Source organism: Tianxiuia mixotrophica, assembly GCF_050596425.1.
In the GTDB taxonomy this organism is placed as follows: domain Bacteria; phylum Bacillota; class Clostridia; order Peptostreptococcales; family Acidaminobacteraceae.
The window spans coordinates 3,828,794-3,853,171 of record NZ_CP192292.1 but is presented as its reverse complement, the minus strand read 5'-3'; the positions used below and the strand labels follow the sequence as shown (position 1 = coordinate 3,853,171).

Annotated in this window: 23 protein-coding genes and 1 pseudogene; 21 read left to right on the top strand and 3 right to left on the bottom strand. The window is 40.6% G+C overall.

The window, feature by feature from the left end:
* The first annotated feature begins 141 nt into the window (after window positions 1–141).
* From ACQ4KW_RS17200 to aroF, 8 genes and pseudogenes are all read left to right on the top strand, one after another.
* The gene (locus ACQ4KW_RS17200) at window positions 142–747 is read left to right on the top strand and encodes an anthranilate synthase component II (protein WP_430883669.1); all 606 of its coding nucleotides are present in this window, start codon (window positions 142–144) and stop codon (window positions 745–747) included.
* Window positions 738–2,141 carry an aminodeoxychorismate synthase component I gene (gene pabB, locus ACQ4KW_RS17195; protein WP_430883668.1) on the top strand — a complete coding sequence of 468 codons (1,404 nt, stop codon included), beginning with the start codon at window positions 738–740 and terminating at the stop codon, window positions 2,139–2,141. The genes ACQ4KW_RS17200 and pabB overlap by 10 nt, the downstream gene beginning before the upstream one ends.
* A gap of 71 nt (window positions 2,142–2,212) precedes the next feature.
* Window positions 2,213–2,968: an aminotransferase class IV gene (locus ACQ4KW_RS17190; protein WP_430883667.1), complete on the top strand. Its 756-nt coding sequence runs from the start codon at window positions 2,213–2,215 to the stop codon at window positions 2,966–2,968.
* A gap of 33 nt (window positions 2,969–3,001) precedes the next feature.
* Window positions 3,002–3,568: a GTP cyclohydrolase I FolE gene (gene folE / locus ACQ4KW_RS17185; RefSeq protein ID WP_430883666.1), complete on the top strand. Its 567-nt coding sequence runs from the start codon at window positions 3,002–3,004 to the stop codon at window positions 3,566–3,568.
* A 131-nt stretch (window positions 3,569–3,699) separates the two neighbouring features.
* On the top strand, window positions 3,700–4,518 hold the full coding sequence (gene folP / locus ACQ4KW_RS17180) for a dihydropteroate synthase (protein ID WP_430886596.1): 819 nt from the start codon (window positions 3,700–3,702) through the stop codon (window positions 4,516–4,518).
* Window positions 4,511–4,876, top strand: a complete 366-nt coding sequence (gene folB / locus ACQ4KW_RS17175; RefSeq protein WP_430883665.1) for a dihydroneopterin aldolase — start codon at window positions 4,511–4,513, stop codon at window positions 4,874–4,876. Before folP ends, folB begins: the two co-directional genes overlap by 8 nt.
* Window positions 4,869–5,342: a 2-amino-4-hydroxy-6-hydroxymethyldihydropteridine diphosphokinase gene (gene folK, locus ACQ4KW_RS17170; protein ID WP_430883664.1), complete on the top strand. Its 474-nt coding sequence runs from the start codon at window positions 4,869–4,871 to the stop codon at window positions 5,340–5,342. The genes folB and folK overlap by 8 nt, the downstream gene beginning before the upstream one ends.
* Before the next feature lie 10 nt (window positions 5,343–5,352).
* A pseudogene (gene aroF, locus ACQ4KW_RS17165) lies at window positions 5,353–6,120 on the top strand (3-deoxy-7-phosphoheptulonate synthase); the annotation flags it as partial.
* A 243-nt stretch (window positions 6,121–6,363) separates the two neighbouring features.
* Here aroF and ACQ4KW_RS17160 read toward each other — a convergent pair.
* Together ACQ4KW_RS17160 and hflK are read right to left on the bottom strand one after the other, a co-directional pair.
* Window positions 6,364–7,446: an SPFH domain-containing protein gene (locus ACQ4KW_RS17160; protein WP_430883663.1), complete on the bottom strand. Its 1,083-nt coding sequence runs from the start codon at window positions 7,444–7,446 to the stop codon at window positions 6,364–6,366.
* Window positions 7,447–7,475: 29 nt separating this feature from the next.
* The gene (gene hflK, locus ACQ4KW_RS17155) at window positions 7,476–8,420 is read right to left on the bottom strand and encodes an FtsH protease activity modulator HflK (RefSeq protein ID WP_430883662.1); all 945 of its coding nucleotides are present in this window, start codon (window positions 8,418–8,420) and stop codon (window positions 7,476–7,478) included.
* A 152-nt stretch (window positions 8,421–8,572) separates the two neighbouring features.
* Here hflK and ACQ4KW_RS17150 point away from each other — a divergent pair, with 152 nt between their 5' ends.
* Window positions 8,573–9,454, top strand: coding sequence for a YihY/virulence factor BrkB family protein (locus ACQ4KW_RS17150; protein ID WP_430883661.1), 882 nt, complete (start codon window positions 8,573–8,575; stop codon window positions 9,452–9,454).
* 9 nt (window positions 9,455–9,463) lie between these two features.
* Here ACQ4KW_RS17150 and ACQ4KW_RS17145 read toward each other — a convergent pair whose 3' ends face one another.
* The gene (locus ACQ4KW_RS17145) at window positions 9,464–9,706 is read right to left on the bottom strand and encodes a hypothetical protein (RefSeq protein ID WP_430883660.1); all 243 of its coding nucleotides are present in this window, start codon (window positions 9,704–9,706) and stop codon (window positions 9,464–9,466) included.
* A 352-nt stretch (window positions 9,707–10,058) separates the two neighbouring features.
* Between ACQ4KW_RS17145 and ACQ4KW_RS17140 the strand changes: the two genes are divergently transcribed.
* The 12 genes from ACQ4KW_RS17140 (at window position 10,059) to ACQ4KW_RS17085 (ending at window position 24,091) form a co-directional block, all read left to right on the top strand.
* Complete coding sequence (locus ACQ4KW_RS17140; protein WP_430883659.1) at window positions 10,059–10,193, top strand: hypothetical protein; 135 nt, start codon at window positions 10,059–10,061, stop codon at window positions 10,191–10,193.
* 343 nt (window positions 10,194–10,536) lie between these two features.
* Window positions 10,537–10,698 carry a hypothetical protein gene (locus tag ACQ4KW_RS17135; RefSeq protein ID WP_430883658.1) on the top strand — a complete coding sequence of 54 codons (162 nt, stop codon included), beginning with the start codon at window positions 10,537–10,539 and terminating at the stop codon, window positions 10,696–10,698.
* A 40-nt stretch (window positions 10,699–10,738) separates the two neighbouring features.
* The gene (locus ACQ4KW_RS17130) at window positions 10,739–10,867 is read left to right on the top strand and encodes a hypothetical protein (protein WP_430883657.1); all 129 of its coding nucleotides are present in this window, start codon (window positions 10,739–10,741) and stop codon (window positions 10,865–10,867) included.
* Between the two features lie 12 nt (window positions 10,868–10,879).
* Window positions 10,880–11,011, top strand: a complete 132-nt coding sequence (locus ACQ4KW_RS17125; RefSeq protein ID WP_430883656.1) for a hypothetical protein — start codon at window positions 10,880–10,882, stop codon at window positions 11,009–11,011.
* Between the two features lie 98 nt (window positions 11,012–11,109).
* Window positions 11,110–13,905, top strand: coding sequence for an ATP-binding protein (locus ACQ4KW_RS17120; protein ID WP_430883655.1), 2,796 nt, complete (start codon window positions 11,110–11,112; stop codon window positions 13,903–13,905).
* Window positions 13,906–14,087: 182 nt separating this feature from the next.
* Window positions 14,088–14,777 carry an ABC transporter ATP-binding protein gene (locus ACQ4KW_RS17115; protein WP_430886595.1) on the top strand — a complete coding sequence of 230 codons (690 nt, stop codon included), beginning with the start codon at window positions 14,088–14,090 and terminating at the stop codon, window positions 14,775–14,777.
* Window positions 14,752–17,205: a COG1361 S-layer family protein gene (locus tag ACQ4KW_RS17110; protein ID WP_430883654.1), complete on the top strand. Its 2,454-nt coding sequence runs from the start codon at window positions 14,752–14,754 to the stop codon at window positions 17,203–17,205. The genes ACQ4KW_RS17115 and ACQ4KW_RS17110 overlap by 26 nt, the downstream gene beginning before the upstream one ends.
* Window positions 17,198–18,517 (top strand): ABC transporter permease, encoded by a 1,320-nt coding sequence (locus ACQ4KW_RS17105; RefSeq protein WP_430883653.1) that lies wholly within the window; start codon window positions 17,198–17,200, stop codon window positions 18,515–18,517. Before ACQ4KW_RS17110 ends, ACQ4KW_RS17105 begins: the two co-directional genes overlap by 8 nt.
* A gap of 261 nt (window positions 18,518–18,778) precedes the next feature.
* Window positions 18,779–19,612: an aminotransferase class IV gene (locus ACQ4KW_RS17100; RefSeq protein ID WP_430883652.1), complete on the top strand. Its 834-nt coding sequence runs from the start codon at window positions 18,779–18,781 to the stop codon at window positions 19,610–19,612.
* On the top strand, window positions 19,605–21,599 hold the full coding sequence (locus ACQ4KW_RS17095) for a molybdopterin-containing oxidoreductase family protein (RefSeq protein ID WP_430883651.1): 1,995 nt from the start codon (window positions 19,605–19,607) through the stop codon (window positions 21,597–21,599). Before ACQ4KW_RS17100 ends, ACQ4KW_RS17095 begins: the two co-directional genes overlap by 8 nt.
* 292 nt (window positions 21,600–21,891) lie before the next feature.
* Entirely contained in the window at window positions 21,892–22,617 is a 726-nt protein-coding gene (locus tag ACQ4KW_RS17090; RefSeq protein WP_430883650.1) for a tRNA threonylcarbamoyladenosine dehydratase, read from the top strand.
* Between the two features lie 142 nt (window positions 22,618–22,759).
* Window positions 22,760–24,091 carry a peptidoglycan-binding domain-containing protein gene (locus ACQ4KW_RS17085; protein ID WP_430883649.1) on the top strand — a complete coding sequence of 444 codons (1,332 nt, stop codon included), beginning with the start codon at window positions 22,760–22,762 and terminating at the stop codon, window positions 24,089–24,091.
* Window positions 24,092–24,378: the final 287 nt, after the last annotated feature.

The window sequence follows — 24,378 nt, the reverse complement described above, 5'->3', positions numbered from 1 at the left end:
TGTAGTGATTTTCGTTGACCGCTATTCGAGTCCAACTGTATAATCAAGGAGTGTGGTCCATCATGTACAAAAATTTGTACGCATTGGGTATGGACAACAAAACATAAGAGTTCAAATGAGTGGGATGGGGGCAGGTATAATATGATTCTAATGATTGATAATTATGATTCATTTACCTATAATTTGGTGCAATATTTAAAGACGCTGAATGAAACAGTTGAAGTTTATAGAAATGACAGTATAAGCATTGAAGAAATTCGAAAAATGAAGCCTGAGATGATCGTTATATCACCTGGGCCGAGCACGCCAAATGAAGCAGGGATCTCCCTCGAAATTGTTGAGAAACTATCAGGACAAATACCAATACTGGGCATTTGCCTTGGCCACCAAACAATTGGACAAGTGTATGGAGGCAAGATTGTAAAGGCCAGCGAGCCTGTACATGGTAAAGTCTTCCCCATTTGCCATGATGACAAGGGCGTTTTTAAGGCCTTGAATCAACCCCTAAATGTGACAAGGTATCACTCCCTGGTTATTGAAAAAGAGACTTTGCCAGACTGCCTTGAAGTAACAGCTCAAACGGAAGATGGACAGATTATGGGCATTCGACATAAAGACTTTCTTCTTGAGGGGGTTCAATTCCATCCAGAAGCAGTGTTGACAGAACAGGGGCATGAATTACTTGCCAACTTTTTAGAAAAAGCTAAGGCATTCGTAAAAGGCGGTGGGGGTGTATCATGCTTATAAGAAAAATTGAAAACAAGTTAAGCAGTTTTGAAATATATACTATATTTAAGGACACAGATGACGCCATATTCTTAGACAGCGGTCGCGATCATGATGGAATGGGACGGTATTCAATTATTGCAGTACACCCATTTGAAAAGATCACAAGCAAGGGGACCATCTCACAAATTGAGACCATTGTCAGATCACAAGAAAGTGGTCAAATCAAGAAAATAGATAGGGCAGAGTACACAGGCAACCCCTTCAAGCTTTTGAGGGAAAAAATGGAGAAGTACCAGACAACCTATACATCAGAATTGCCATTTGTTGGCGGTGCGGTTGGATACTTCGGTTATGACCTGTGTCACCATATGGAAAAAATTGATCGAACAGCTGTGGATGATGTGAAGATTCCAGACTTATACCTTTGCATGTATGACGGAGCAATTATTATTGATCATAAAGAAAAAGCCTTATATGTGACCGATGCGCAGTTGAATGATGGCGGTGAGACCAGGGTCGATAGAATTGTAAAAGTTATTGAAGCGAGTCAGGAGAATCCACCGGTGGTAGAGTGCGTTACTCATGAAACAAAGCCAGAGTTTACGCCCAATATGACCAAAGACTACTATTTGAGCACCATTCGAAAAATAAAGGACTATATCCGGTCGGGAGATATTTACCAGGCCAATATGACACAGCGGTTTGAGACCCAGCTTAGGGATGAGCCCATATCCCTTTATAAAAAACTAAGAGACATCAACCCTGCGCCATTTGCTGCCTATTTAGACTTTGGTGAGGGTCAGATAATATCGAGTTCCCCAGAACGATTTATAAAAGTTCAAAATGGAAAGATAGAGACCCGTCCGATTAAGGGAACCCTGCCAAGGGGCAAGACACCAGAAGAAGATGAACAATTAAAAAACGACCTTCAAAACAGCATGAAGGATAGATCAGAACTCCTTATGATTGTGGATCTTGAAAGAAATGACTTAAGCAGAGTGGCCAAGACAGGCACTGTCAAAGTTCCAGAACTATTTGTCATTGAGAGCTATGCAACAGTACACCACTTGGTGTCCACTGTAACTGCAGACTTGAGAGATGATCTAAATGTTGTGGATCTGCTTGAAGCGTCATTCCCAGGGGGATCGATCACAGGCGCACCTAAAATAATGGCTATGAATGTTATTGATGAGTTAGAACCAACACAAAGAAATATATATACAGGTTCAATCGGATACCTCGATTTCAATGGAAATGCTGACTTGAATATCGTTATTAGAACCATGGTATGTAAGGATGAAAAGGTCTACTTCCAAGTCGGCGGCGGCATAGTGTGGGATTCCGATGAATATAGGGAGTACGACGAAACCTTAGACAAAGCTCGAGCTCTAATGGAAGCGCTAAGCCATTAGAATTCCAGGGGATTAACTAGAAAAGTTGAATATATAGTATTGATCAGACAGCAAGAGGAAGGGGGCAGTATATGAGTGAAGCCAAGGATTACGGCTATGGTCTTTTTGAGACCATTCGGTTTCAAAATATGAAAGTGCAGAATTTAGATAAACACTATATCCGTTTAAAGACAAGTGCCCACGCCCTTGATATTTCCTTTCAAACGTCTGAAAATGATTTTGAAATGACCCTCTTAAAGGCCATAAAAAACTCTGGAATTGATTCTGGACTTGTACGCTATCAACTTGATAAGACCGGAATATCCAGCCAAGAAAGCCTTAAAGTGCGAGAAAATAGATATAAAAAACCTATGTATGAAAAGGGCTTTGACCTATGTCTATCAGAAGTTAGGAAGTCTTCAACCGCCTTACTTGCTGGACATAAAACGGTCAATTACTTGGAGAATTTACTGGTTATGAAAAAAGCCAGGTCAAAGGGCTATGATGAAGCCTTGTATTTAAATGAGAAAGATTATATAACTGAAGGGGCCTATACAAATATATTTTTTGTTAAGGGCAGTGTACTTTACACACCTGGCATAGCCAGTGGTCTATTGCCTGGAACCATGCGAGCCCAAGTTATTGAGCTTGCCCGATCAAAAAAAATAACCTGCCTTGAAGGGGCATTCACACTTGAAGATATTAAGAATGCAGAGGCTGTCTTTGTCACCAATGCCCTAATGGGGATCATGCCTGTCAGAAAAATAAATGAAGTGAAATCATATAATATAAATCATATTATAGTGCGAGACCTGTCAAATGCGCTGATGGCACAGTGGGTCTACTAGACATATGTGACGATTGAAGAAAGAGGTATAACTATGGATAAGGAACGTATAAAAAATGCGGTTCGTGAAATACTATATGCAATTGGTGAAGATCCAGATAGGGAAGGTCTAGTGGGTACGCCGGATCGTATTGCTAGAATGTATGAGGAAATTTTTGCAGGCCTCACACAAGATCCTGGAAAACATCTTGATCTACATTTTGAAGAGGAACAACACGAAGAACTTGTTCTTGTGCGCGATATTCCTTTCTACTCAACATGCGAGCATCATTTGGTGCCTTTCTTTGGAAAAGCCCATGTGGCTTATATTCCAAAAGACGGTAAGCTGACAGGACTTAGCAAGCTTGCACGTGTTGTTGAAACGGTGGCAAGACGTCCCCAGCTTCAAGAACGACTTAGCTCAAATGTGGCGGACTGCATTATGGACAAACTCAGCCCCCATGGTGTTATTGTCGTTGTGGAAGCGGAGCACATGTGTATGACCATGCGAGGCATAAAAAAACCGGGAAGCAACACGGTGACATCAGCGACCAGAGGCATTTTCAGAACAGATGCCAAATCCAGATCAGAAGCGATGAGTCTTATTTCGTTTGGAAAATAAGAGGCTCTTATTTTATACTTTGCATAGTTGATACTTTCAGAGGTGTTAAGGCGATAGAACACATCAACTATGACTGGAAAGCGGGGGATAAAATGCGTGAACTAGCAAAAAAGAAATACGATAAAATAGATATAAAATTTATGGACCACACATTGGAAATAGGCAAACGGACATACGTCATGGGTATTTTAAATGCCACACCAGATTCCTTTTCCGATGGGGGCCAGTTCAATGAAGTAAAGGCAGGCATTGAGCATGCTATAGAAATGGTAGAAGAAGGCGCGGATATTATTGATGTTGGTGGAGAATCAACAAGACCTGGGGCCAAAGAAGTGACCCTTGAAGATGAACTCGAACGTGTCGTACCTCTCATTAAAGGCATTCGTGAAAATGTGAATGTGCCAATCTCTATTGATACCTATAAGGCAAAAGTGGCTGAAGCCGCGCTACAAGCAGGGGCCAATATGGTCAATGATGTTTGGGGCCTCCAAAGGGAGCCTGAGATTGCAAAAGTGGCAGCCCGCGCGGGTGCGCCTGTTATAGCCATGCATAATCAAAAAGGCACTCATTACGATGAAGATATTATCGAATCCATGAGAAAGTTTTTCAAGAAATCCATTCAAATTGCCCTTGATGCAGGTGTTCCAAAAGAACATATTATTCTTGATCCGGGTATTGGTTTTGGAAAAACATCTGAACAGAATGTTGTTGTCATGGGAAGACTGCATGAACTCCATGACCTGGGCTATCCGATCCTTCTTGGAACAAGCCGAAAATCTATGATCGGAAAGATTCTAGACCTTCCATCAGATGAAAGGGTTGAAGGGACAATCGCAACCAATGTTGTGGGTGTCATGGCTGGTATGGAAATCGTTCGTGTGCATGATGTGAAAGAAAATCTGCGGGCTGTAAAAGTGGCAGATGCGATTGTGAGGGGCTGGAATGGATAAGATATTAATGAAGAACATGAGCTTTTACGGCTATCATGGTGTTATGGCTGAAGAGAAAGTTCTTGGTCAGAAATTTTTTATAGATGTGGTCTTAGAGGTAAATTTGAAATCCGCTGGTGTGACAGATTCAGTGGAAAATACGGTCAGCTACGCCGATGTTTTTCAAGTTGTGAAAGACCATGCTGAGGTCAAGCGTTACCATTTGCTTGAAGCCTTGGCTGAAAACATAGCAAGCAATGTACTAGAGAACTTTCATCTTGTAAAGGCCGTCGAGGTCGAAGTTCGAAAGCCTGAAGCACCAGTGCATGGTGTCTTTGATCACTTTGGTGTTCATATTCGGAGAGAACGCAATGTCTAGAGCCTACTTGAGCCTTGGAAGCAATATTGGGGATAGAAAAAAGAATCTGGATGATGCTATGAGAATACTGGGTGAAGCAGACAAAATACAAGTTCGGGCAGTGTCCTCATTTTATGAGACTGATCCTTGGGGATATGAAGACCAAGAGGCCTTTTTGAATATAGCTGCTGAAGTGGAAACGACAATGACGCCTCAGGAACTTCTTGAGGTTTGCCAGTTTGTAGAATCAGAGCTGAAACGTGAGAGGTTGATCCACTGGGGTCCAAGGACAATTGATGTTGACATATTGACCTATGACGATTATACTTCACAGAGTGCCGAATTAACGGTACCACATCCAAGAATGACTGAACGCGGGTTTGTTCTGGTGCCCCTTGCAGAGTTGGCGCCAGAATTAACAGTGAATAATAGAACAGTGTCTGAGTGGCTATCTGAAGTTGACCAGACAGGAATAAGGAAGATATAATATGCGACCTAAAATTTTAGTAGGAGAACAGCATATCGTTAAGGTAAGAGACCTTGAAATAGGGAAGCCAGGCAATACCATTGTTATGGCAGGGCCCTGCTCTATTGAATCAAGAGAGCAGATATTTCAAACGGCAAAGGCTGTTAAAGCGGCTGGAGCACATGTTCTTAGGGGCGGTGTCTTTAAGCCCAGAACCAGTCCCTATGCCTTTCAAGGAATGGGCAAAGAAGGCCTGCTTTTAATGAAAGAAGCGGCTGACTCTGTAAATATGCCTATTGTGACGGAACTTATGGATGAGAGCAATTTAGATTTAATCTATGAATATGCTGACATTATTCAAATTGGTTCAAGAAATATGTATAATTATTCCTTGCTCAAGGTGGTCGGACAGCTCGATAAACCAGTTCTTCTAAAGAGGGGCATGAGTGCCACCATAAAGGAATGGATACTGGCAGCAGAGTATATTGCATCCAGTGGCAACAAGGACGTAATTTTATGTGAAAGAGGTATTCGAACATTTGATACCTACACGCGCAATACCCTTGATTTAACGGCTGTACCTATCTTAAAAAGAGAAACAGGCTTACCGGTCATCGTTGACCCGAGTCATGGAACAGGCATAAGGGAACTTGTTGATCCCATGTCAATGGCAGCACTAGCTTGTGGGGCAGATGGCCTTATGATAGAAGTTCATGTCGATCCGGACAATGCCTTGTCAGATGGTCCGCAGTCCTTAACACCAGATGCCTTTGGTGAGCTTATGAAGAAAATAAAATAATCATAGAGATAAGACGCAATAGACCACTTTTTCAATGTAAAGAGTGGTCTGTTTTTAATTCGAAAACTATAGAAAAAATGCTGATTACTAAGAAACGATTCGAAAAAAATATATTATAATGGTTCTGGTGTTAAACTGAATATTTTAGACTTATTGAAAACAAGCAAAGAGTTTGAATAAAAAAGGTGTTGCATCGAATTTTATTCGATGCAACACCTTTATTTTTCTTATAACTTATTGGATCTATTCACCTTGATTAAACAACTCAAGATAATCATTGTCGCTATTCATGTAAATAACGGTGTCTTCATCAAGGGTTGTCTCATAGGATTTAAGTGTACGCCACAGCTTATAAAAATCTGGATCGACACTAAATGCATCGGCATAGATTTCAAGGGCTGTCGCATCGGCTTCACCACGAATTGTTTCGCTTGTTTCAATGGATTCAGCTATGATTTGAGCCACTTCACGGTCTGTGTCTGCCACTGTGTTCTGGTAGAGTTCTTGTCCTTCAGAACGTTTTTGCTGTGCGATAGCGGCACGTTCTGCGACCATTTTTTGCAGTGTTGATTCAATATTTGAATCAGGTAATATGGTTCTGTAAACTTCAATGTCTCTCACAACAATACCCTTTTGAGCGAGGTTGGTGTTTAAATCAACCATGGCTTCGTCAAGTTTTGCATTGAGGACTTCCTTGTCTTGTAGGAATTCATTGGAGTCAAGGGCGTTTATGGCTTGAATGACGAGTGCATATCCCACTTCATCAATAAGTCTATTTGCTTGAATTTGAAGGTTGCCTGTGCCACCAAATGAAGATCTGTATAGACCTGGGTGGGTGATTTCCCACTGTGCAAACATCTTGATTTCGTATTTGATCTTATCTTTTGTATTGATGTTTGCATAATTTGAAATGTAAGTGATGAGCTTTGAAGAGTCCTTTTGAACCTTTGTTATGAAAGGAATCTTAAAAAACAAGCCCTTGTCTTTTACAATCTCAATGTTTTGGAAATTCTTATCGAGTTTACTTTGTTCTTCAGCGTCAATATTATCCCTATCAACGATGACCTTTTTTACATCACCAAACTCCCTTACAGTTGCAACCTCGTCTTCACGGACAACGTAAATAAAGCTGCTTGCGCTCATGAGAAAGGCAAGGAGTATAAGTATAAAGCCTGTAAAACGCATGTTTCTCTTGCGTCGCTTTTTCACTTCTTCAGGATTGACGTTTGAAGTATGTGATGAAGCCTGGCTCTTAAACTGTTCTTTGAATTTAGAAAATTCATCTTTTAGATCAGGGCCTGGGCCACGATTGTTGTTATTATCCATTCTTTTTCCCTCCTTTTTAGGTTAACAGATTATTGGTTGATAGAACCCGGATTGAGTGGCAGATATTTGATTGTGCCATCTCCATCAATATCAATGATGTACTTCTGTTTAACCTTGGATAGGACTGTTTCCATTGTCTCTATATAAAGACGTGTTTTGGTAATATCTTTTGCGGATACATACTTCTCATAGACTTGAAGGAAGTTTTCAACGTCCCCTTTGGCCTGTGAAATTTTTTCAGCCTTGTAGGCTTCAGCCTTCTGAATTCTGTCATAGGCTTCAGCACGTGCAGCAGGAAGCTGTTCGTTCGTGTACTTTTCCGCTTTTGACTTGAATTCAGTCTTCTGGTTTTCTGCAATGTTTACATCATCATAGGCGAATTGTACTTTGCCTGGAAGAAGCACATCTGTGAATTTGACATCAAGAATTGAAATTCCAAGTCCATAATCTGCAACTTTCGCAGAGAGCTCAGGGAGAATTTCTCTTGCAATAGAATCTTTGTTGATTAGAGCATTTTCAAGCTGTTGGTCCTGAATGTTTCTTCTTAAAACACTTTCAAATGCTAGGCGAAGTGTGCCCGATTGGTCATCAACATTGTAAAGATAGGCTGGCGCATCAGTGATTTTATACTGAATAACCGCACCGATGTTAACAAGGAATGATCCTTCTGTTAAAACCAGTTGTTCATCTTCAACATCTTGATACTCAGGTTCGCTGTTTGGAGTGGCTTCACTCTCAGGACGATACCCGTACTGTACTGAATAAATTTTGTTGGTGTTGATAATACGTACCCTGTCAACGAAAGGCACTTTAAAATTTAGGCCCGATGTGTCCACGACATCTACCAATTGACCAAACCGTTCAATGACGGCCTGCTCAGCGTTCTCAAGAACATAGAAACTTTGAGAACCTGCGAATACTGCAACTATGACGATTACGACAATGAGTGGCAGCATGGATAGTCTTTTTCCCATTTGTTATCCTCCTTTATTCCATGACTCATGATTTCAGTATGGAATTGTCTAATCTAATCATACCCTTGTAATAGACTTGTTTCAACGGAAGTGACAAAATTTAATGAAATTATAAGGAAATCAGGATACAATGTTAATATATAGGAGGGATTATGAAAGAGTTAACCGTCGTTTTTCAGTTTATAAAAGATATGCAAAGAAGATATAAGGAACATCATATTACGGCCTTCAGTGCACAGATGTCCTATTTTTTTATATTGTCCTTATTTCCATTTTTAATATTCCTTGTGTCCCTTGTTGGATGGTTTTCCATAGATAACTTATGGGTCATGGACAATCTGTCCAGTGTCATGCCAAAAGAGGCTGCACAGATTATTCTCGATTATGTGGGTCAACTGGCTCAGACAAACACAAGCATTATCTCAGTTTCCATCATTGCCACCTTGTGGTCGGCATCTAAAGCCATTAATGCCCTTATGCGGGCCCTGAATATTGTGTATGAAGTGACAGAAACCCGCGGATACTTCACCATTCGCTTCATGGGAATGTTTTATACGATTCTTTTTGCACTGGCCATAGTTCTTGCCCTTGTGCTCCCAAGCATGGGGAAAGAGTTCTTTGACTTCGTACGACATTATATCCCAATACCGCAGACTTTTATTGATGCTTTCACGTCATTTAGGTGGGTGGGGGTATTAGCTTTTCTTGGTTTTGTACTGGGCTCCACCCATGTGGTGCTCCCAAATACCAAGCTGACATTCAAAAAGGCCATGCCAGGCACAGTTTTTTCTCTGGTGGGGTGGGTTCTTATTGCCTACGGATTCTCCTTTTTTATAAGGAATTTTGGGCGTTTTAGCATTATATACGGATCCTTAACAGCCATTATTATACTTATGGTATGGATGTACATGTCGAGTATGATGCTCATGTTTGGGGGAGAAATGAATCATTATTTGCTTGTTAGACAAAAAAAACAAGGGATTAGAACAAGATCCCTTTTAGTGGTTGCATTTCAGTTTAGAAAATTAAGATGAGGCAGAGTATTAGTTTTTTGAAAAAACACCAGATTTAAAATAGTATAAAGCCACGCCAAGGACAATAAGAATATTAACTATAACGCTCAAAAAAGGTGCCATAGTAACGGTTGTAAAGACTGACCACAACATAAAACCACCGATAAGGCCAACAATTACTTTAACAAGTCTTGTGCCTAAGGTTTCCCTGGTGTCTTTGGTTCTTCGGCTATCGAGTTCTCGTTTTTTTTCAATTAAATCAAATTTTTTCATAATATATTCCACCCCTTATCGATTAAAGAAAGGTACAAAAAATGTGTTTCCTGGTGCACTTATTTTTGTTAATGACTGATATAGAACTTTGTATACATTATATCTGAAATGATTCAAAAAGGCACTAAAAAGAGTGAAGTGAAGTTATTTCAATGCATTCATCATTTTATAAAATGGATACGTTAAAGAAATATTAACGAAATATGTCTCTAGTGTTACAAAAGCGTTACAAAAGATGAGGTTTATTTGCTTTTAGGATTTCATGGTTATATACTAGCTACGAAGAATAAAGCTGACAAATGTGGAAGCTTTCAACGAATGAATTATTATTAGACGAAAGGAGGTCGCGAACATGATCATTATCAATAGAAGAGGCTACTTACAAGCCCTGGAAGTATTATCTGGAGTATCAATTGCATCAGCAGTATTTCAATCAAATACAGAATCAAGACAGTGCGCGACCTGCGTTAAGTTTAATTTTGAATAGGTAAGATTTAACATCTTATTTTTATAAACCCTTTCAATAATTTTGCCCGTAGGTTATGTCCTACGGGTTTTTTGTGCCTAAACACGCCCGCAGACACTGTCTGCGGGCTTTTTTTAGCTATAATTGGAATAAAAAGATTTAGATGGATTAAATTAGAAAGTGGATGTTGTGCATATCAGATGCATTGACCATAGATGAATAACGTAGGAATAGGAGGGATTTTGGTGATTAAGGTGATTCACACTTAACCCACGGCCTTATGGCTGACAAAGATCATGTAAACAAAACTAAAAACGAAAATCAAAATGACTAAAAACAAAAAGCCCATTAGGAGGGACATATTATGAAAATGAATCTTGGAAACGTAGAAGTACGTGTTGAATTAAGAAAAAGAAATCATACAAAACTATCAGCAGCAGAAAGAGCTTTCAAAAACGAAAGAGCACTTAAACACTATGAAAAGAATAAGGAGCGAGTCAACACAGACTACTTCTTTGGCGCGTAAAAAAGGCGTTACATAATAACGCCGGAGCAGGAGGGGTCTCATGAAGGGGCGAGTGGAAAAGCAAAGTCAACTCACGACGTATTTTAGCTATCATCATCATGAAAGACGATGCAACAAGGCGGATAAAAGAAAACATTCCAAATCACAAGGCGTGAATCGGGTGGCATAGGGGGAGCATACAATGAAATTTAAATTTGACCAAATCGAAATAGATCTTAAAATTAGAAAATCACCAGAAACGGTGAAGACATATAAAGCAGTTGCCAAAGCCGATGTACGTATGCATAAAACGGCGGTTGCTTCTGCAAGATAAACCAACTATATAAATAATCTTAAAGACCCTGTATCTGACAGGGTCTTTTCTATTTTAAGGGTATAAGTGAGTAAAGATCCAGTTTTAGGAGGTTTCTTATGAAATGGCAGGTTAAACTTCTTTGGATAGTTATATTTATTCTCGTTGTTTTGGGGATAGGGATTTTAAGTTATCCGTTTTCTGAAATAACAACTGAACCCCTTACATTTGATGAAGGTGTCCTAGACATTAGTCGTCATAGGTTTGATATGACCGGTCCAGTTTCCTTGCATGGAAATATTAAATATGTCCATGAAAAAATCGTATATGATGACGAATTCATAGATCCATACTTAGAAAAAGCAGAGTACGCCAAAGTGGATGGTTTTCTTGATGCAAAAAAATATGGACATCAAACCTTTGGAACCTACATTTTCGAAATCATTCCCCCGAAACACTTAAAGGTGCTTGCAGTGGAGCTACCTGACATAAGTTCATCCTATAAGATGTGGGTGGATGGTGAGTTTATAACAGGACTTGGTCGGGTCGACTGGCGGAAATCTATAGAAGAACCCATGACAAAGCGGACCAGAATCATTTTACCTGTAAACGAAAAGAAGTTTCGTGTGCTCCTTCAAGTGGCGAATTTTGACAACCACCATACTGGTTTTCAAGACCAAATAGTAATTGGTACGCCTGATCAAATTATGAGCAGACAACTAAGGAGCAATTTAAGAGAGCATCTGGTCATCACGACAGCTATACTGATTGGCCTGTATCATATGTCGATATATGCTATGCGAACAGATGAAAAGGCTTCCTTGCACTTTGGACTTTTCTCCATTTTCCTAGCCTTGACCCTGTCCTTTTACGGGGAAAAAACCATTTATGAAATTTATCCTATGGTGTCTTGGAGTATGCGGATGCAGCAGGGCTACTTTTTCGCAGTCATAACTATCTTGTCGCTAATGCGCTACACCATCTTACTAGGGAATGACCGACCGGATTCAAAACTGGAAATTGTACTACAGGTGATTTTTATACTAACCTATGCAGGCATGGGCATAACCCTTGGCCAAGTGATTCAACTATACTGGATCAACGCCTTCCTAGTTATGATTATGGTCATCGGAATATACGCCTTTTTGCAGCTGGTCAAGCATTTAAAGGAGAAGGCAGTGGGCATGCGTATTGCAATTTTCGGACTCAGTATAGCCCTAATTGTGTTTATGTATGATATGACGGATGTATATGATGAAACATATTCCACTTACGGCCTTTTCATATTCATTTTCTCCCAAGCGCTGGCTCTTGGATTCCGGTATTCAGAAGCCTTTAAGATGAATGTGAATCTTGCTGGCGAGCTCAGGGAAAACACAAGAACTCTTAAAAAACGAAATAAAGAAATTGAAGTGGCAAAAAATATGTTAGAACAGTGGAATAGGGTTCTTGATAAAAGGGTGCATGAAAGGACAGAAGACGTTCGGATACTTCTAGATCATTCAGGTCAGGCTTTTTTATCTATAAACGAAGATTCAAGAATTCAAGCGGGATACAGCAAGCTGGCAGTAAATTATCTTGGCAGTGAACTTCAAAACTTAGATTTTTGGGATCTTATATATACTAATGATGATGATGAAACAGCTGTTTTGATGCGAACCACTGTTAAGAGAGTCATTAACGAAAAAAGTCTCTTAAGAAGAGAAAGCTATATGTCTATTTTACCGACACTGATTCAGCTCAATGGCTTCAACTTAGAAACCGAGTACAGGCTCATTGACACAGAATATAAAAATCAAATCATGATCATTATGACTGATGTTTCTTATGAAGAGTCCCTAAAAGAACAACTGAGTCATGAATCCAGAGAAAACTGGACAACCTTAAAAATAATTCTCAATTCCAATGAATTTTGGGAACTGTACGAGGACTTCGAAAGCTTTTTGACCGATGAAGTGTATACCCTTATCGACAAAAAGGAAAGAGAAGAAAGTCTCAAAAATGAACTGGCAAAAAAACTACATTACTATAAGGGCGGATTTTCCATATATGGTCTTGAAGAAGTGGTTAATGATATTCACGATTTGGAGTCAAGTCTTATTGGGACAGGGGAAAAAGCACATGGAGCCATAAAGGCATTGTTTAGAAACACCACTGTCCTTGAAACCTTTGAGGCAAAACTGAAAGATATTCTTATTTCTGAAGGCGTTGACTTGTACGCCTATAAAGAGACTGTACAGGTGTCAAAAAATAAGCTGGATTATGTCATAAAAGAAATACGCGCACGTTATGGCACTGAGGCCGCTGACATTATTGAGGATATAAAAAAACTGGGGCACTTGCCATTTAAACGTCTCTTTGACTCCTATGTGGACTATGTGAAAATATTAGGGGAGGGCATTGGCAAAAAGGTCAATCCACTTAAAATCACCGGAGGGGAATTTGCAGTAGACCCAGAAAAGTACGAGAGTCTTTCAAAGGTCATGGTGCATGTTTTTAGAAACGTTGTTGACCACGGAATAGAAGTGCCGGAACTCCGTTATGAAAGAGGCAAACCAGCAGAAGGAAATATTGACTTGAATATAGAACTTTTTACCAAGGACAATTCGCCCTTTATCCGTATGGAAGTCAAGGATGATGGAGCGGGCATAAGCGAAGCCTATTTGAAGGAGAATCTAAGACTGTCATATGGATATGATGAGACCTACCTTGAAACAATGACTTCTGAAGACCTTCTCAAGCATGTGTTTGAACCAAGAATATCTACAAAACCAGGAGAAGATACTCTGTCGGGCAGAGGCCTTGGAATGGCAATTTTGAAAGAAGAAATTGATACTATGGGCGGACAAATACGACTTATGAACGAACCGCTTGTAGGACTAACTATTATAATTGAAGTGCCGTATATGATTTAGACACAGTATGTACACAGTTTTTCTCTATAATGTAACCAATAATAGCGCAGACTGTGCTAGGATAAAATGGAAGGTGTTCAAAGAACGCCTTCCATTTTCGTGTGTTGTTCAGTTGAAAGGAGGCGGAAATCATAGAAAAAGACATCGCCTTAAAGATTAGAGACCTTCGAAAGGTCTATAGAATCGGTACTGAAAAAGTGGTTGCCCTCAATAAAGTAACCCTTGACATATTTCAAGGAGAAGTGTGCTGTATTCTCGGACCTTCAGGCTCGGGCAAATCGACCCTGCTCAATATGATGGCGGGTCTTGAGAAGCCGACAAAAGGAAAGATCAAAGTTAAAGGCCATGAAATCACAACGATGAATGAAAAGCATCTTGCCAAGCTGAGACAGAGCCATGTGGGATTCATTTTTCAGTCATACAATTTACTGCCGTCCTTAACGGCAGTGGAAAATGTGAGCTTGCCGCTCATGTTTCGAAATGTGCCTAAAACCAAGCGTGAAAAAGAGGCCATGCATATGCTTAAGGCCGTGGGGCTAAAAAAATACATATTGCATAAACCGACACAAATGTCAGGTGGACAGCAACAACGTGTTGGTATAGCCAGAGCTTTTATGGGATCACCAGCCATTATTTTTGCTGATGAGCCAACAGGGAACCTAGACTCCAAGACTTCAGCTGAAGTTATGCAGATCATGCTGGGCATGGTGCGAAAGAAGAATCAAACCCTTATTATAGTGACCCATGATAAGGAAGTTGCAAAATTTGCAGACAAAGTTGTCTATATCCTGGATGGCGATATAGAAAAAATAGAAGAAAAGACAGAAGATATTAGGGGGTACGTTCATGCTGAACATGAAGTCAAAGTATAGGGTGGCATGGTTTATGACGGTGCTGCTGATTCTTCAGGTGATGATGCCTGTGGGAATGGTGAGTTTTGCGGCGAATGATATAGTTGTCGATTCAGTAGATGCACTGGATGAAGATGGAAATGATGCGGATTTAGACATTGATATGGATGATGAGTTTATTTTAGAAGTTAAGATAACAGATAATAGAGATCCTGCTGAGATAAATGATTCTGACATTTACATGACTGTTGGTGGTTCCAATTTTGTACCAAGTAACGGCAGTTCAAAGGTTCTAAATAAATCAGGCGGAAAAACCTTCGAAATTCAAATGAAACGAACTGGAGACAACAACTCAATTAGTGTTAGTTTTGCAGATTCTTCGGACACTGCCCTGGGGTCGGAAACAATTTATCTGTCAGAAGCGGATAAGCTAGAATCAGATGATGACGACGATGATCCTAAGTCAATCGCAGAAAAAGACCCAGACCTGGTACTTGACATGGATGCATCAGTACAGGAGTTCACTGCGGGCCAAGAAGGCAAGCTTCGTGTGAATCTGGATGTGCTTGAAAGAACAGCGACAGATATTAAAATCACATTCACAGACAGTGCAGAAGACCTGCCCTTTATTTTTGAAGATTCAAAGCCCTACCTTTACTTAGACAAGCTAACCAAAAATGGCACGACGGTGACAAAAGACATAACAATTTCGCCCCTGGCCAAATCAAAAGTATATGGCTTAAACCTAAAGTTTGAATATAAGAACACAAGTGAAGACAAATACACTAAAGACGTGGTGCTTTATGTAAAAATATCAAATGCGGAAATCGAACCTATACTTGGCATCTCTGAGTACAAGTTCAGCCAGTCAAAACTTGTGGCAGGTGAAGACGGTAAACAGGCTGTTGCCATTCGCATTAAAAACTCGGGCACACTTGAGGCAAGAGACGTTCGGGCGCAACTGACAGGTTTCACTGCAGACGGCATACATATTGATAATGATGTGGATACAAAGGCCATCAATAAGATTGATGGTGGCGAGGAAGAACTCGTTTACTTTACAATCAAGCCAGCGGAATCAGCGGGGTCTGGTCAATATCCCCTGGAACTGAAACTGACATATAACGATGAAGCGGGTACGGATTACAGTAAAACGGCCAATGTATATGTGCCGGTTGAAGGCAAGGACAGCGAAGCCATTGAAATGGAAGTTACAGATATGGTTTACCCAGAGAATGTGACAGCGGGTGAAACATTTGATGTTAGCTTTAAACTGACCAATCTATCAGAAATCGACGCAAAGTATGTTGAGCTGGAAATGGAATACCCTGCGGGCTTTGTGCCTAAAAAATCACCTAAGAAATATATCAAGGACTTTGAAAGTGGCGCAGAGATTGAGCATACCTTTAAAATGATGGCCAAAGAAGATGTGGAGACAAACCACTATGATATGTACATCAATGTTAGCTACAAGGCAGAAGGTGATGATGAAGAAGAGTCCATTAAAGAATACGTCGGTGTTGGTGTTGACGGTAGCAGTGGACTGGGAAGGCCTAAAATTCTAGTAGATGACTACACGTTTGAAGGCGACACAGTTATGGCTGGTGAAGTCTTTGATCTAAACCTAAGATTCTTCAACACAAGCTCTGATGATATTGTTAAAAACATAAAAGTCTCTGTAGCATCGGATGACGGTGTTTTCAGTCCTGTAGATAGTTCAAGTTCCTTCTTTATCGAACGCATTGGACGTAGAGAATACGCAGATTTTGTCCTTCGCCTTGAAACAAAGCGAGATGCACAAGTGAAGACATACAATCTGAACTTAACAATGGAATATGAAGATGGTGAAGGCAACGCCTACGATGCACAGGAACAGCCCTTCAAAGAAGAAGAATCCCTAGGTATTCCGGTGTCTCAACCTGTTAGACTGGAATCTGGTGACATTATGACACCATTTGAAGCCTTTGTTGGCAACCCGGCAGATATTGAGGTGGAATTTTACAACATGGGTCGTTCGGCTATGTACAATATGTTTGTCAAGCTTGAAGGCGACTTCCAAACCCAAGATGGAAGCTACTTTGTTGGAAACTTTGAATCAGGCAACAGTGATTACTTCATGGCTTCCATTATTCCAGAACAAGAGGGGGAAATTGCAGGGAAAGTGGTCTTCACATTTGAAGATGCCCTAGGCAATCCATCCAAGGTGGAAAAAGAGTTTTCATTCTTTGCAGCAGGCGCCCCTGAATATGACGAAAATATGGGCGGAGACTTCCCGGAAGACGGAGATTTCCCTGATGGCATGGGCATGGAAGAAGAAGAAGGATCAAACAAGATGTGGTACTATGTCGCAGGTGGTATCCTTGCAGTTGGCGCACTTGTTTGGTACTTACGAAGACGTAAAAAGAAAAAGTTAGAACTTCTACAAGCTCTGGAGGATGATGATGAATAGTCGTGACTTGATCGCGATGGGTCTTAGAAATCTTTGGAGAAGAAAAGCGAGAACATTCTTGACCGTTCTTGGTGTCATAATAGGTACAGCTTCAATTATTGTCATGCTCTCCCTAGGGATAGGCATGCAGGAAACATTCATGAAAAATCTTGAGGACATGGGGAGTATTTCTGTTATTGATGTCTATCCTAAGTGGGATAGGTATGGAGATGACGAAGAGGATTCAGGTCCACAAAAGAAAATTGCCCTTGATGACAAGGCTGTAGAGCAGATTCGGCAAATTGACAATGTCATCGGCGTCATGCCTTTCATGAATGTGTACGTTGATATACTGGCAGGTCGATATGAAGCGGGCCTTTCCATTAATGGTGTGGACGTGGACCAGATGGATAAGTTTGATTTCATGGTGGAACAAGGACGTCTTCCACAGAAATTCGGGAAGAATGAAATCGTCTTTGGCAATGAGGTCAGTCAGCAGTTCTATGATCCTAAGTCAAGATCAAGACGTTGGGAACCCGTAGAAATCGACTTAATGGAAGCCAACCTTAAAATGATATTGAACGAAGAATATAACGGAAATGGGCGACCAAGAGGCCGTAAGCTCAATGTTGTCGGCATCCTTGCAGAAAGCAATGGAGAATACAACTGGAACGCTTATATGGATATTGATCAGCTCACAAAAATTCAAGAAGAAGTTGCTCGTAGAAATAAGAGCAGTGATAATAAAGACAAACGCCGTCGCGATGATGATGAAAACAAATATGAAAATGTAAAAGTTAAAGTCGATGATATTGATAATGTTCAAGAAGTTCAAGAAACCATCAAGGCACTAGGCCTAGAAGCTTGGTCCCTATCTGACATCCTTGAAAACATGAAGCAAACATCGGCGGGGATTCAGGCTGTCCTCGGTGGTATCGGAGCCGTTTCTCTATTTGTTGCAGCCCTTGGTATTACCAATACCATGATTATGTCAATCTATGAACGGACAAGGGAAATCGGTGTTATGAAAGTTCTTGGTGCCGAACTCAAGGACATTAAACGCCTCTTTCTCTTTGAAGCCGGACTTATTGGACTTCTCGGTGGTATAATTGGCATTGTACTGAGCCTGGGTGTATCAAAGGCTATGAACAGTGTTGGATTTAACTTTATGAACGGAGGCTACGGAGATGCCTCAAACATCTCTGTTATTCCGCTATGGCTGATCGGTCTTAGCTTGGTATTTTCAATCCTTGTAGGGGTTATATCAGGCTACTATCCTGCAAGAAGAGCCATGAAACTATCGGCTCTAGAAGCCATTCGAACGGATTCATAACTTTATGCCACTGTTTGTCTGGTGGTGCATGTTGGAAAAGATGAATCTATAAGTATATAGAACAACATATAATAAGATGCAGACCCAAGGTCTGCATCTTATTTTTGTAGCAAAAGTCCACATAGTTTGATTATACCCAGTATTAAGGCGGTCCTGAGCAGTAATATGACAGGGGTTCAAATTAATAAAGGAAAGTGACGGCAAATATCGAATTATTAGCTATGTGAAAGACATATAAAGTAAGGACTCAAAGGAGGACCTATGAAAATAGAAGCTTTTAATACATACTGGGTGTTTAATGGCACCTTAGAAGCCATTCCTGATGAAATGCGGGGTGTATCTGTTGAAAACCCCGTGGTTTATGAAGTAATAAGAGTTAAAGACGGTGTCCCTGTTTTTTTAAAGGCACATCTTGACAGATTGAAGAACTCTATGGAACTCATGCTAAAAAACAAGCCCCTTCCATCCTGGCTAAATACTTTGGAAGATCATTTTCACAGGCTGGTACAAGCAGAAGAAATCATCAACCAGAATATAAAAATGATTGTTTGGAATATTGGTCATCCGGCTTGCTCATGGTGCATGTTTCCTATTGAAAGCCACTATCCTGACCCGCAGGTATACAGGGACGGGGTTGTCACCGAACTTCTAAAGTCAGAACGAGCGACACCTACAGCTAAAATATATCACGACACCCTAAGCGAAACCGTCCAGGCCTTGAGAAAGGAAACGGGCGTTTTTGAAGTGCTCCTCGTTGATCGAAAGGGCTGTCTCACAGAAGGATCAAGGTCCAACTTGTTTTTGGTCAAAGGAGAGCGGGTTTACTCAGCCCCAGAGGACGACATCCTTCATGGCATAACCCGGGAGAAATTAAAGCGTGTCCTAGAGGATGAAAACATTCCATACACATGTGCTCAGATAAAAGAAGATGATCTGAGTTCATTTGACGCCGCCTTTCTAACGGGAACATCCATACATGTATTGCCCATAAGAATGATAGGGTCGCTTAAGCTCAATTCTGGAGACAATCAACTTGTAAAGGCAATAATGAAAGCCTTTGAGCGATCTATAGAAAAGGATGTAGAGAATGTCTAAAATTGTGAAATCAGCCTGCCCTCTGGACTGCTTTGATGCATGTGGAATTCTGGCAACAGTGGAAGATGGAAGACTTGTTAAAGCGGTTGGTGATCCAGACCACCCTATAACAAAAGGTTTTATCTGCCACAAGGGAAGGGCACATGTGGATAGAATGTACAGTGAGGACAGGTTAAAAAAACCCCTTCTTAAAACAAATGGGCATTTCCGAGAAATATCTTGGCAAGATGCCATTGACCTTATCGTTGAAAAACTAAAAGATACCCTGGATCAGCAGGGGTCACAGGCTATACTTCATAATTATGATTGCGGTTACAGCGGGATTTCCAAGTCTGTTGACACCATGTTTTTTAACCATTTAGGGGGTGTGAGCACGCCGGGGACACCGGGAAGTTTATGCTGGAAGGCTGGCAACGTGGCACAGACAATAGATTTTGGGACATCCAAGGGGCATAGCGCTAAAGATCTTGAAAACACAAATTACATGATTGTATGGGGGCGAAATCCAGCGGTCACAAACATTCATTTCCTACAGGCCATACGAGCGGTAAAGGCAAAAGGAGGCCAGGTTGTTTGCATTGATCCATTTAAGACACAAACAGCAAAGATGTCTTCTTGGCACTTGCCTATAAAGCCAGGTGGTGATGGAGCCTTAGCTTTTGCCATGGCCAAAATTATTTTAAGTAAGGGTCTGGAAGATGTAAACTTTATCAATAACCATACCCTGGGCTATCAGGCTTATAAGCAGGAAGTTATGAACTTTGATTTGAAAGAAGCTAAGAAGCTAACAGGCTTGCCTTTATCTGATATTGAAAAGTTGGCAGTGGACTATGCACAGGCCAGACCTGGAGCCATTGTTCTGGGCTATGGTATGCAGCGCTATGTCAATGGCGGTCAAAATGTCAGAGCCATTAATGCCCTAGGAGCTATAACTGGAAATATTGGCCTGTCTGGGGGCGGTGTGACCTATTCCAATAAAAGCATTAGTAAGTATGTGGCAGGTGATGTGGATGCCTCGGAAGTGTATGGAGAAAATACAAGACACTATAAGCCAGCAGAACTGGGAAAATTCATAAACACAGTAAGCGACCCGGAAATTAAATTTGCTTGGATTGCCAAGGCCAATCCTGTGGTTCAAGCGCCAAACACAAATGAAGTTCTTCGAGGGCTTAGAAAGATAGAGTTTGTTGTGGTGGTTGACATGTTTATGACTGATACTGCAAAGGAAGCCGATCTGGTTTTACCAGCAACAAGCATTTTTGAGGAGGCCGACTTCATATACTCCTCAATGTATTCTCCTTATCTTTGTTATGCAGAGAAATGCGTTGATGCTCCCGATGAAATGATTGGAGAATATGACCTCTTTAGAATTTTGGCCCGTAAAATGGATTTAAAAACTTATCCTGATATTCCGAGAGAGACATTTTTTAAAAATGCTTTAGCCCCTTTAATAAAAGAATTTAATCTGGAGTATGAGGCCCTCAAAAAAGCACCATATGCAATTCCAAGTCAAGAGGTGCCTTGGTCTGACAAAAATTTCTTAACACCGAGTGGAAAATTTGAATTTGCATCCCAAGTCGCTGAAGATATGGGGCTTAACAAGGTCATTGCCTTAGATAGGGGACTTCAAGGTCAAAAAGACTATCCTTTTAGGTTGATCACTCCCCATGATATACGTTCAACAAATTCACAGCACTTTAGGGATCATACGGGGGCTGTTGAGATATTTGTGCCTGTAGAAGCCGCCAAGGAAAACGGCTTTGACTTAGATGAAAAAATAAAAGTATCATCAGAGTATGGCCAACTCATTGCTACCGTAAAGCCTGATGGTGCTATGCCACAGGGCGTGGTGAAAATAATGGAGGGCACTTGGTTAAAAGACGGTGCTGTGAATGTTCTCGTAGGAGACAAAGTATGCTCTTTTGGAGATCAGGCCGCATATTACGACACCTTCGTTAAACTTACAAAAATAAACTTTGATAATTAGACACAAATTCGATAGACTATACCAGACTGATAAGTTTTGCATAGGGGCAAGTGATGTTATAACAACAGGAAATTTATTTGATCACAAGTGCATCACTGGAGTGTCTTGCAAAATATGATTTTAACTGACCGCGATATATATTGATATATTGTTATATATAAAGCAATGGGTTTATATAGGGGTTGGTGGTGACATGAATCAGATATTTTGCGCACGCTTGATTAAATGAACCTATGGAAAGCCACCAGTAAAAGTGTGAATGATTTTGTGCAAGTTGGAGGTTTATCGAATAATGGAAAAAAATCAATTTACAAGATCGGAAATGGTGATTGGCCAAGAGGGTCTTGAAAAACTAAGAAATGCAACAGTGGCTGTATTTGGAGTTGGTGGAGTGGGATCTTTCTCAGTGGAAGCTCTTGCTAGAGTTGGTGTTGGACATTTGGTACTTGTCGACTTTGATACGGTGGACATAACAAATGTGAACAGACAGATTCATGCCTTTCCTGATACAGTGGGCATGACCAAGGTGGACCTGATGAAAGAACGGGTTATGCGTATTCAACCGGGCATCAAGGTGACTGTACACAATAAAAAGTACAATGCAGACACCGCATCAGAAATATTTGACCCAACCTGGGATTATGTCATTGATGCCATTGACATGGTATCAGCCAAGCTTGATCTGATTCAAAGATGCTGGGAGAACAAGGTGCCTGTTATTGCAAGCATGGGAACCGGCAACAAAATGGATCCAACGCGCTTCAAAATTGTGGACATAGCAAAGACTCACACATGTCCTCTTGCTAAGGTTATGCGTAAGGAACTTCGAGTGCGAGGTGTTAAAAAGTTGAATGTTTGTTTCTCAGACGAACCGGCTGTTAAACCCCTTGAACTTGATGAACATCCAACGAATCCAAGAAAGAAAACACCTGGTTCTATGTCTTTTGTTCCATCGGTATCTGGCATGATTTGTGCTTCGAAAGTTGTTCGTGACCTAATTGGATGGGAGGAGATGTAAAAATCCCTCAAAAACAGAAGGAAACACATTCGTTATTGAATTGTAATAATGGTTTTCTTGATTATGTCAACCATGAGTGCTAAGATGATTATAGGTAACGTGTTATGGCAATATAGACAAGCCATGCTATTGGGAGGCTATAATGAAAAGAAAAATTGCAGCAATTTGTGCAGGTATTGTGCTTCTGACCAGTTCACAGTTTTCCTTTGCTCTGGACAAAACCGACACGTATTTTGATTTAAAAAAATATGAAGAAGGTACAGAACATCAAGATGTGCTACATATTCAAAATGCCCTGCGACGCGGTGGTTACTTAACAGCAGACGAAATCACAAATATTTATGACACGGACATAAAAAGCGCTGTAATTGCATTTCAAAAATCAAAGGGACTCACCCCTGATGGCATTGCTGGTACAAATACCATTGAAGCCATGTTCAAGGACGGTCTTATGGGTGAAATGGAAACACTTGTCCTAAAGCCCAAAATGGAGAACGAGGCCGTCAAGCTTCTTCAAACGGCATTAATGTCTCTTGGTTACTTGGAAATTGACCAGGCGACAAACTATTATGGAAACCAAACCACCATGGCTGTGGCATCTTTTCAAGCAGACTCAGGTCTAGCTGCTGATGGTGTTGCGGGGACAAACACCCTGACCAAGCTACAAGACATGGGATACATATTTCTGGCAGAAACACACCCGGAAGGGGAGCCTGAAGAATCAATATCACTTGGAACCATAACAAAAGACATGCTTATTCCGGGTGAGAGACACCAAGAAGTTGCTTTATTACAGCAAGTTCTTGTTAAAGAAGGCTTGCTTGAAACAAGTGCCTTCACAGATGTATATGATGAAAACACAGAGAATGCCGTAATGGCCTTCCAAGTAAAATATAATTTAAAAGCTGATGGTGTTGCAGGAATGGAGACCATTGCAAAAATGATCCAACCGGGCTATGTGAACCAGGTTCAAATCGTATCAAGACAGTCAACAGACCGTCGTTTTGGTGAGTATTTATCTTGGACGACTGTTAAAGATATGATTGATAAAGGCAAGACAGTTTTTGTTATTGAAGATTTCAACACAGGCACGACGTTTAAAATGCTGGCAGCCTATGGTGGTGTTCATTCTGATGTTGAACCGCTTACAGCCGAAGATGCCCATATTATTAAGGCGCTTTGGGGTGGGGATTACAGCTGGGTGAGACGTCCTGTACTTGTACACTTCAATGGACATGTCATTGCCGCATCACTAAATGGTATGCCTCATGCAGGTATGGACAATATGCCTGAAGGTCAATACATCAATACTAGAAGTGGTGGCTATGGTTATGGCTATAACTTTGACTCTGTAAAGGGCAATGATTTTGATGGTCATTTATGCCTGCATTTTAAAGATTCAAAGCTCCATGCCAACAGAAAAGTAGATTCCAAGCATCAGAAGAATGTTAGAATTGCTGCTGGAAAAGAATAAGAACTTATAATTTTAATGTAAAAGCCAGACGTTTGAGTGTTCATGCTCATAGGTCTGGCTTTTCAAGTAGTGAACACTTTTGTTCAATTTGATGGCTTTGTTAATTTACATGGAAATGCTATAATTTATGGGTATTACACACTTGCATACATATAAAATTATGTTCTTGCCCTTCATCATATGAAAACTTATAATGCTCAACGCATTAAAAAGGGTTCTTTGGAATGCGTAAGGATTGAAGCGTCAAAGGGAGAGTTTGCAAGTTGCTCAGTATAATAAGTAAATTC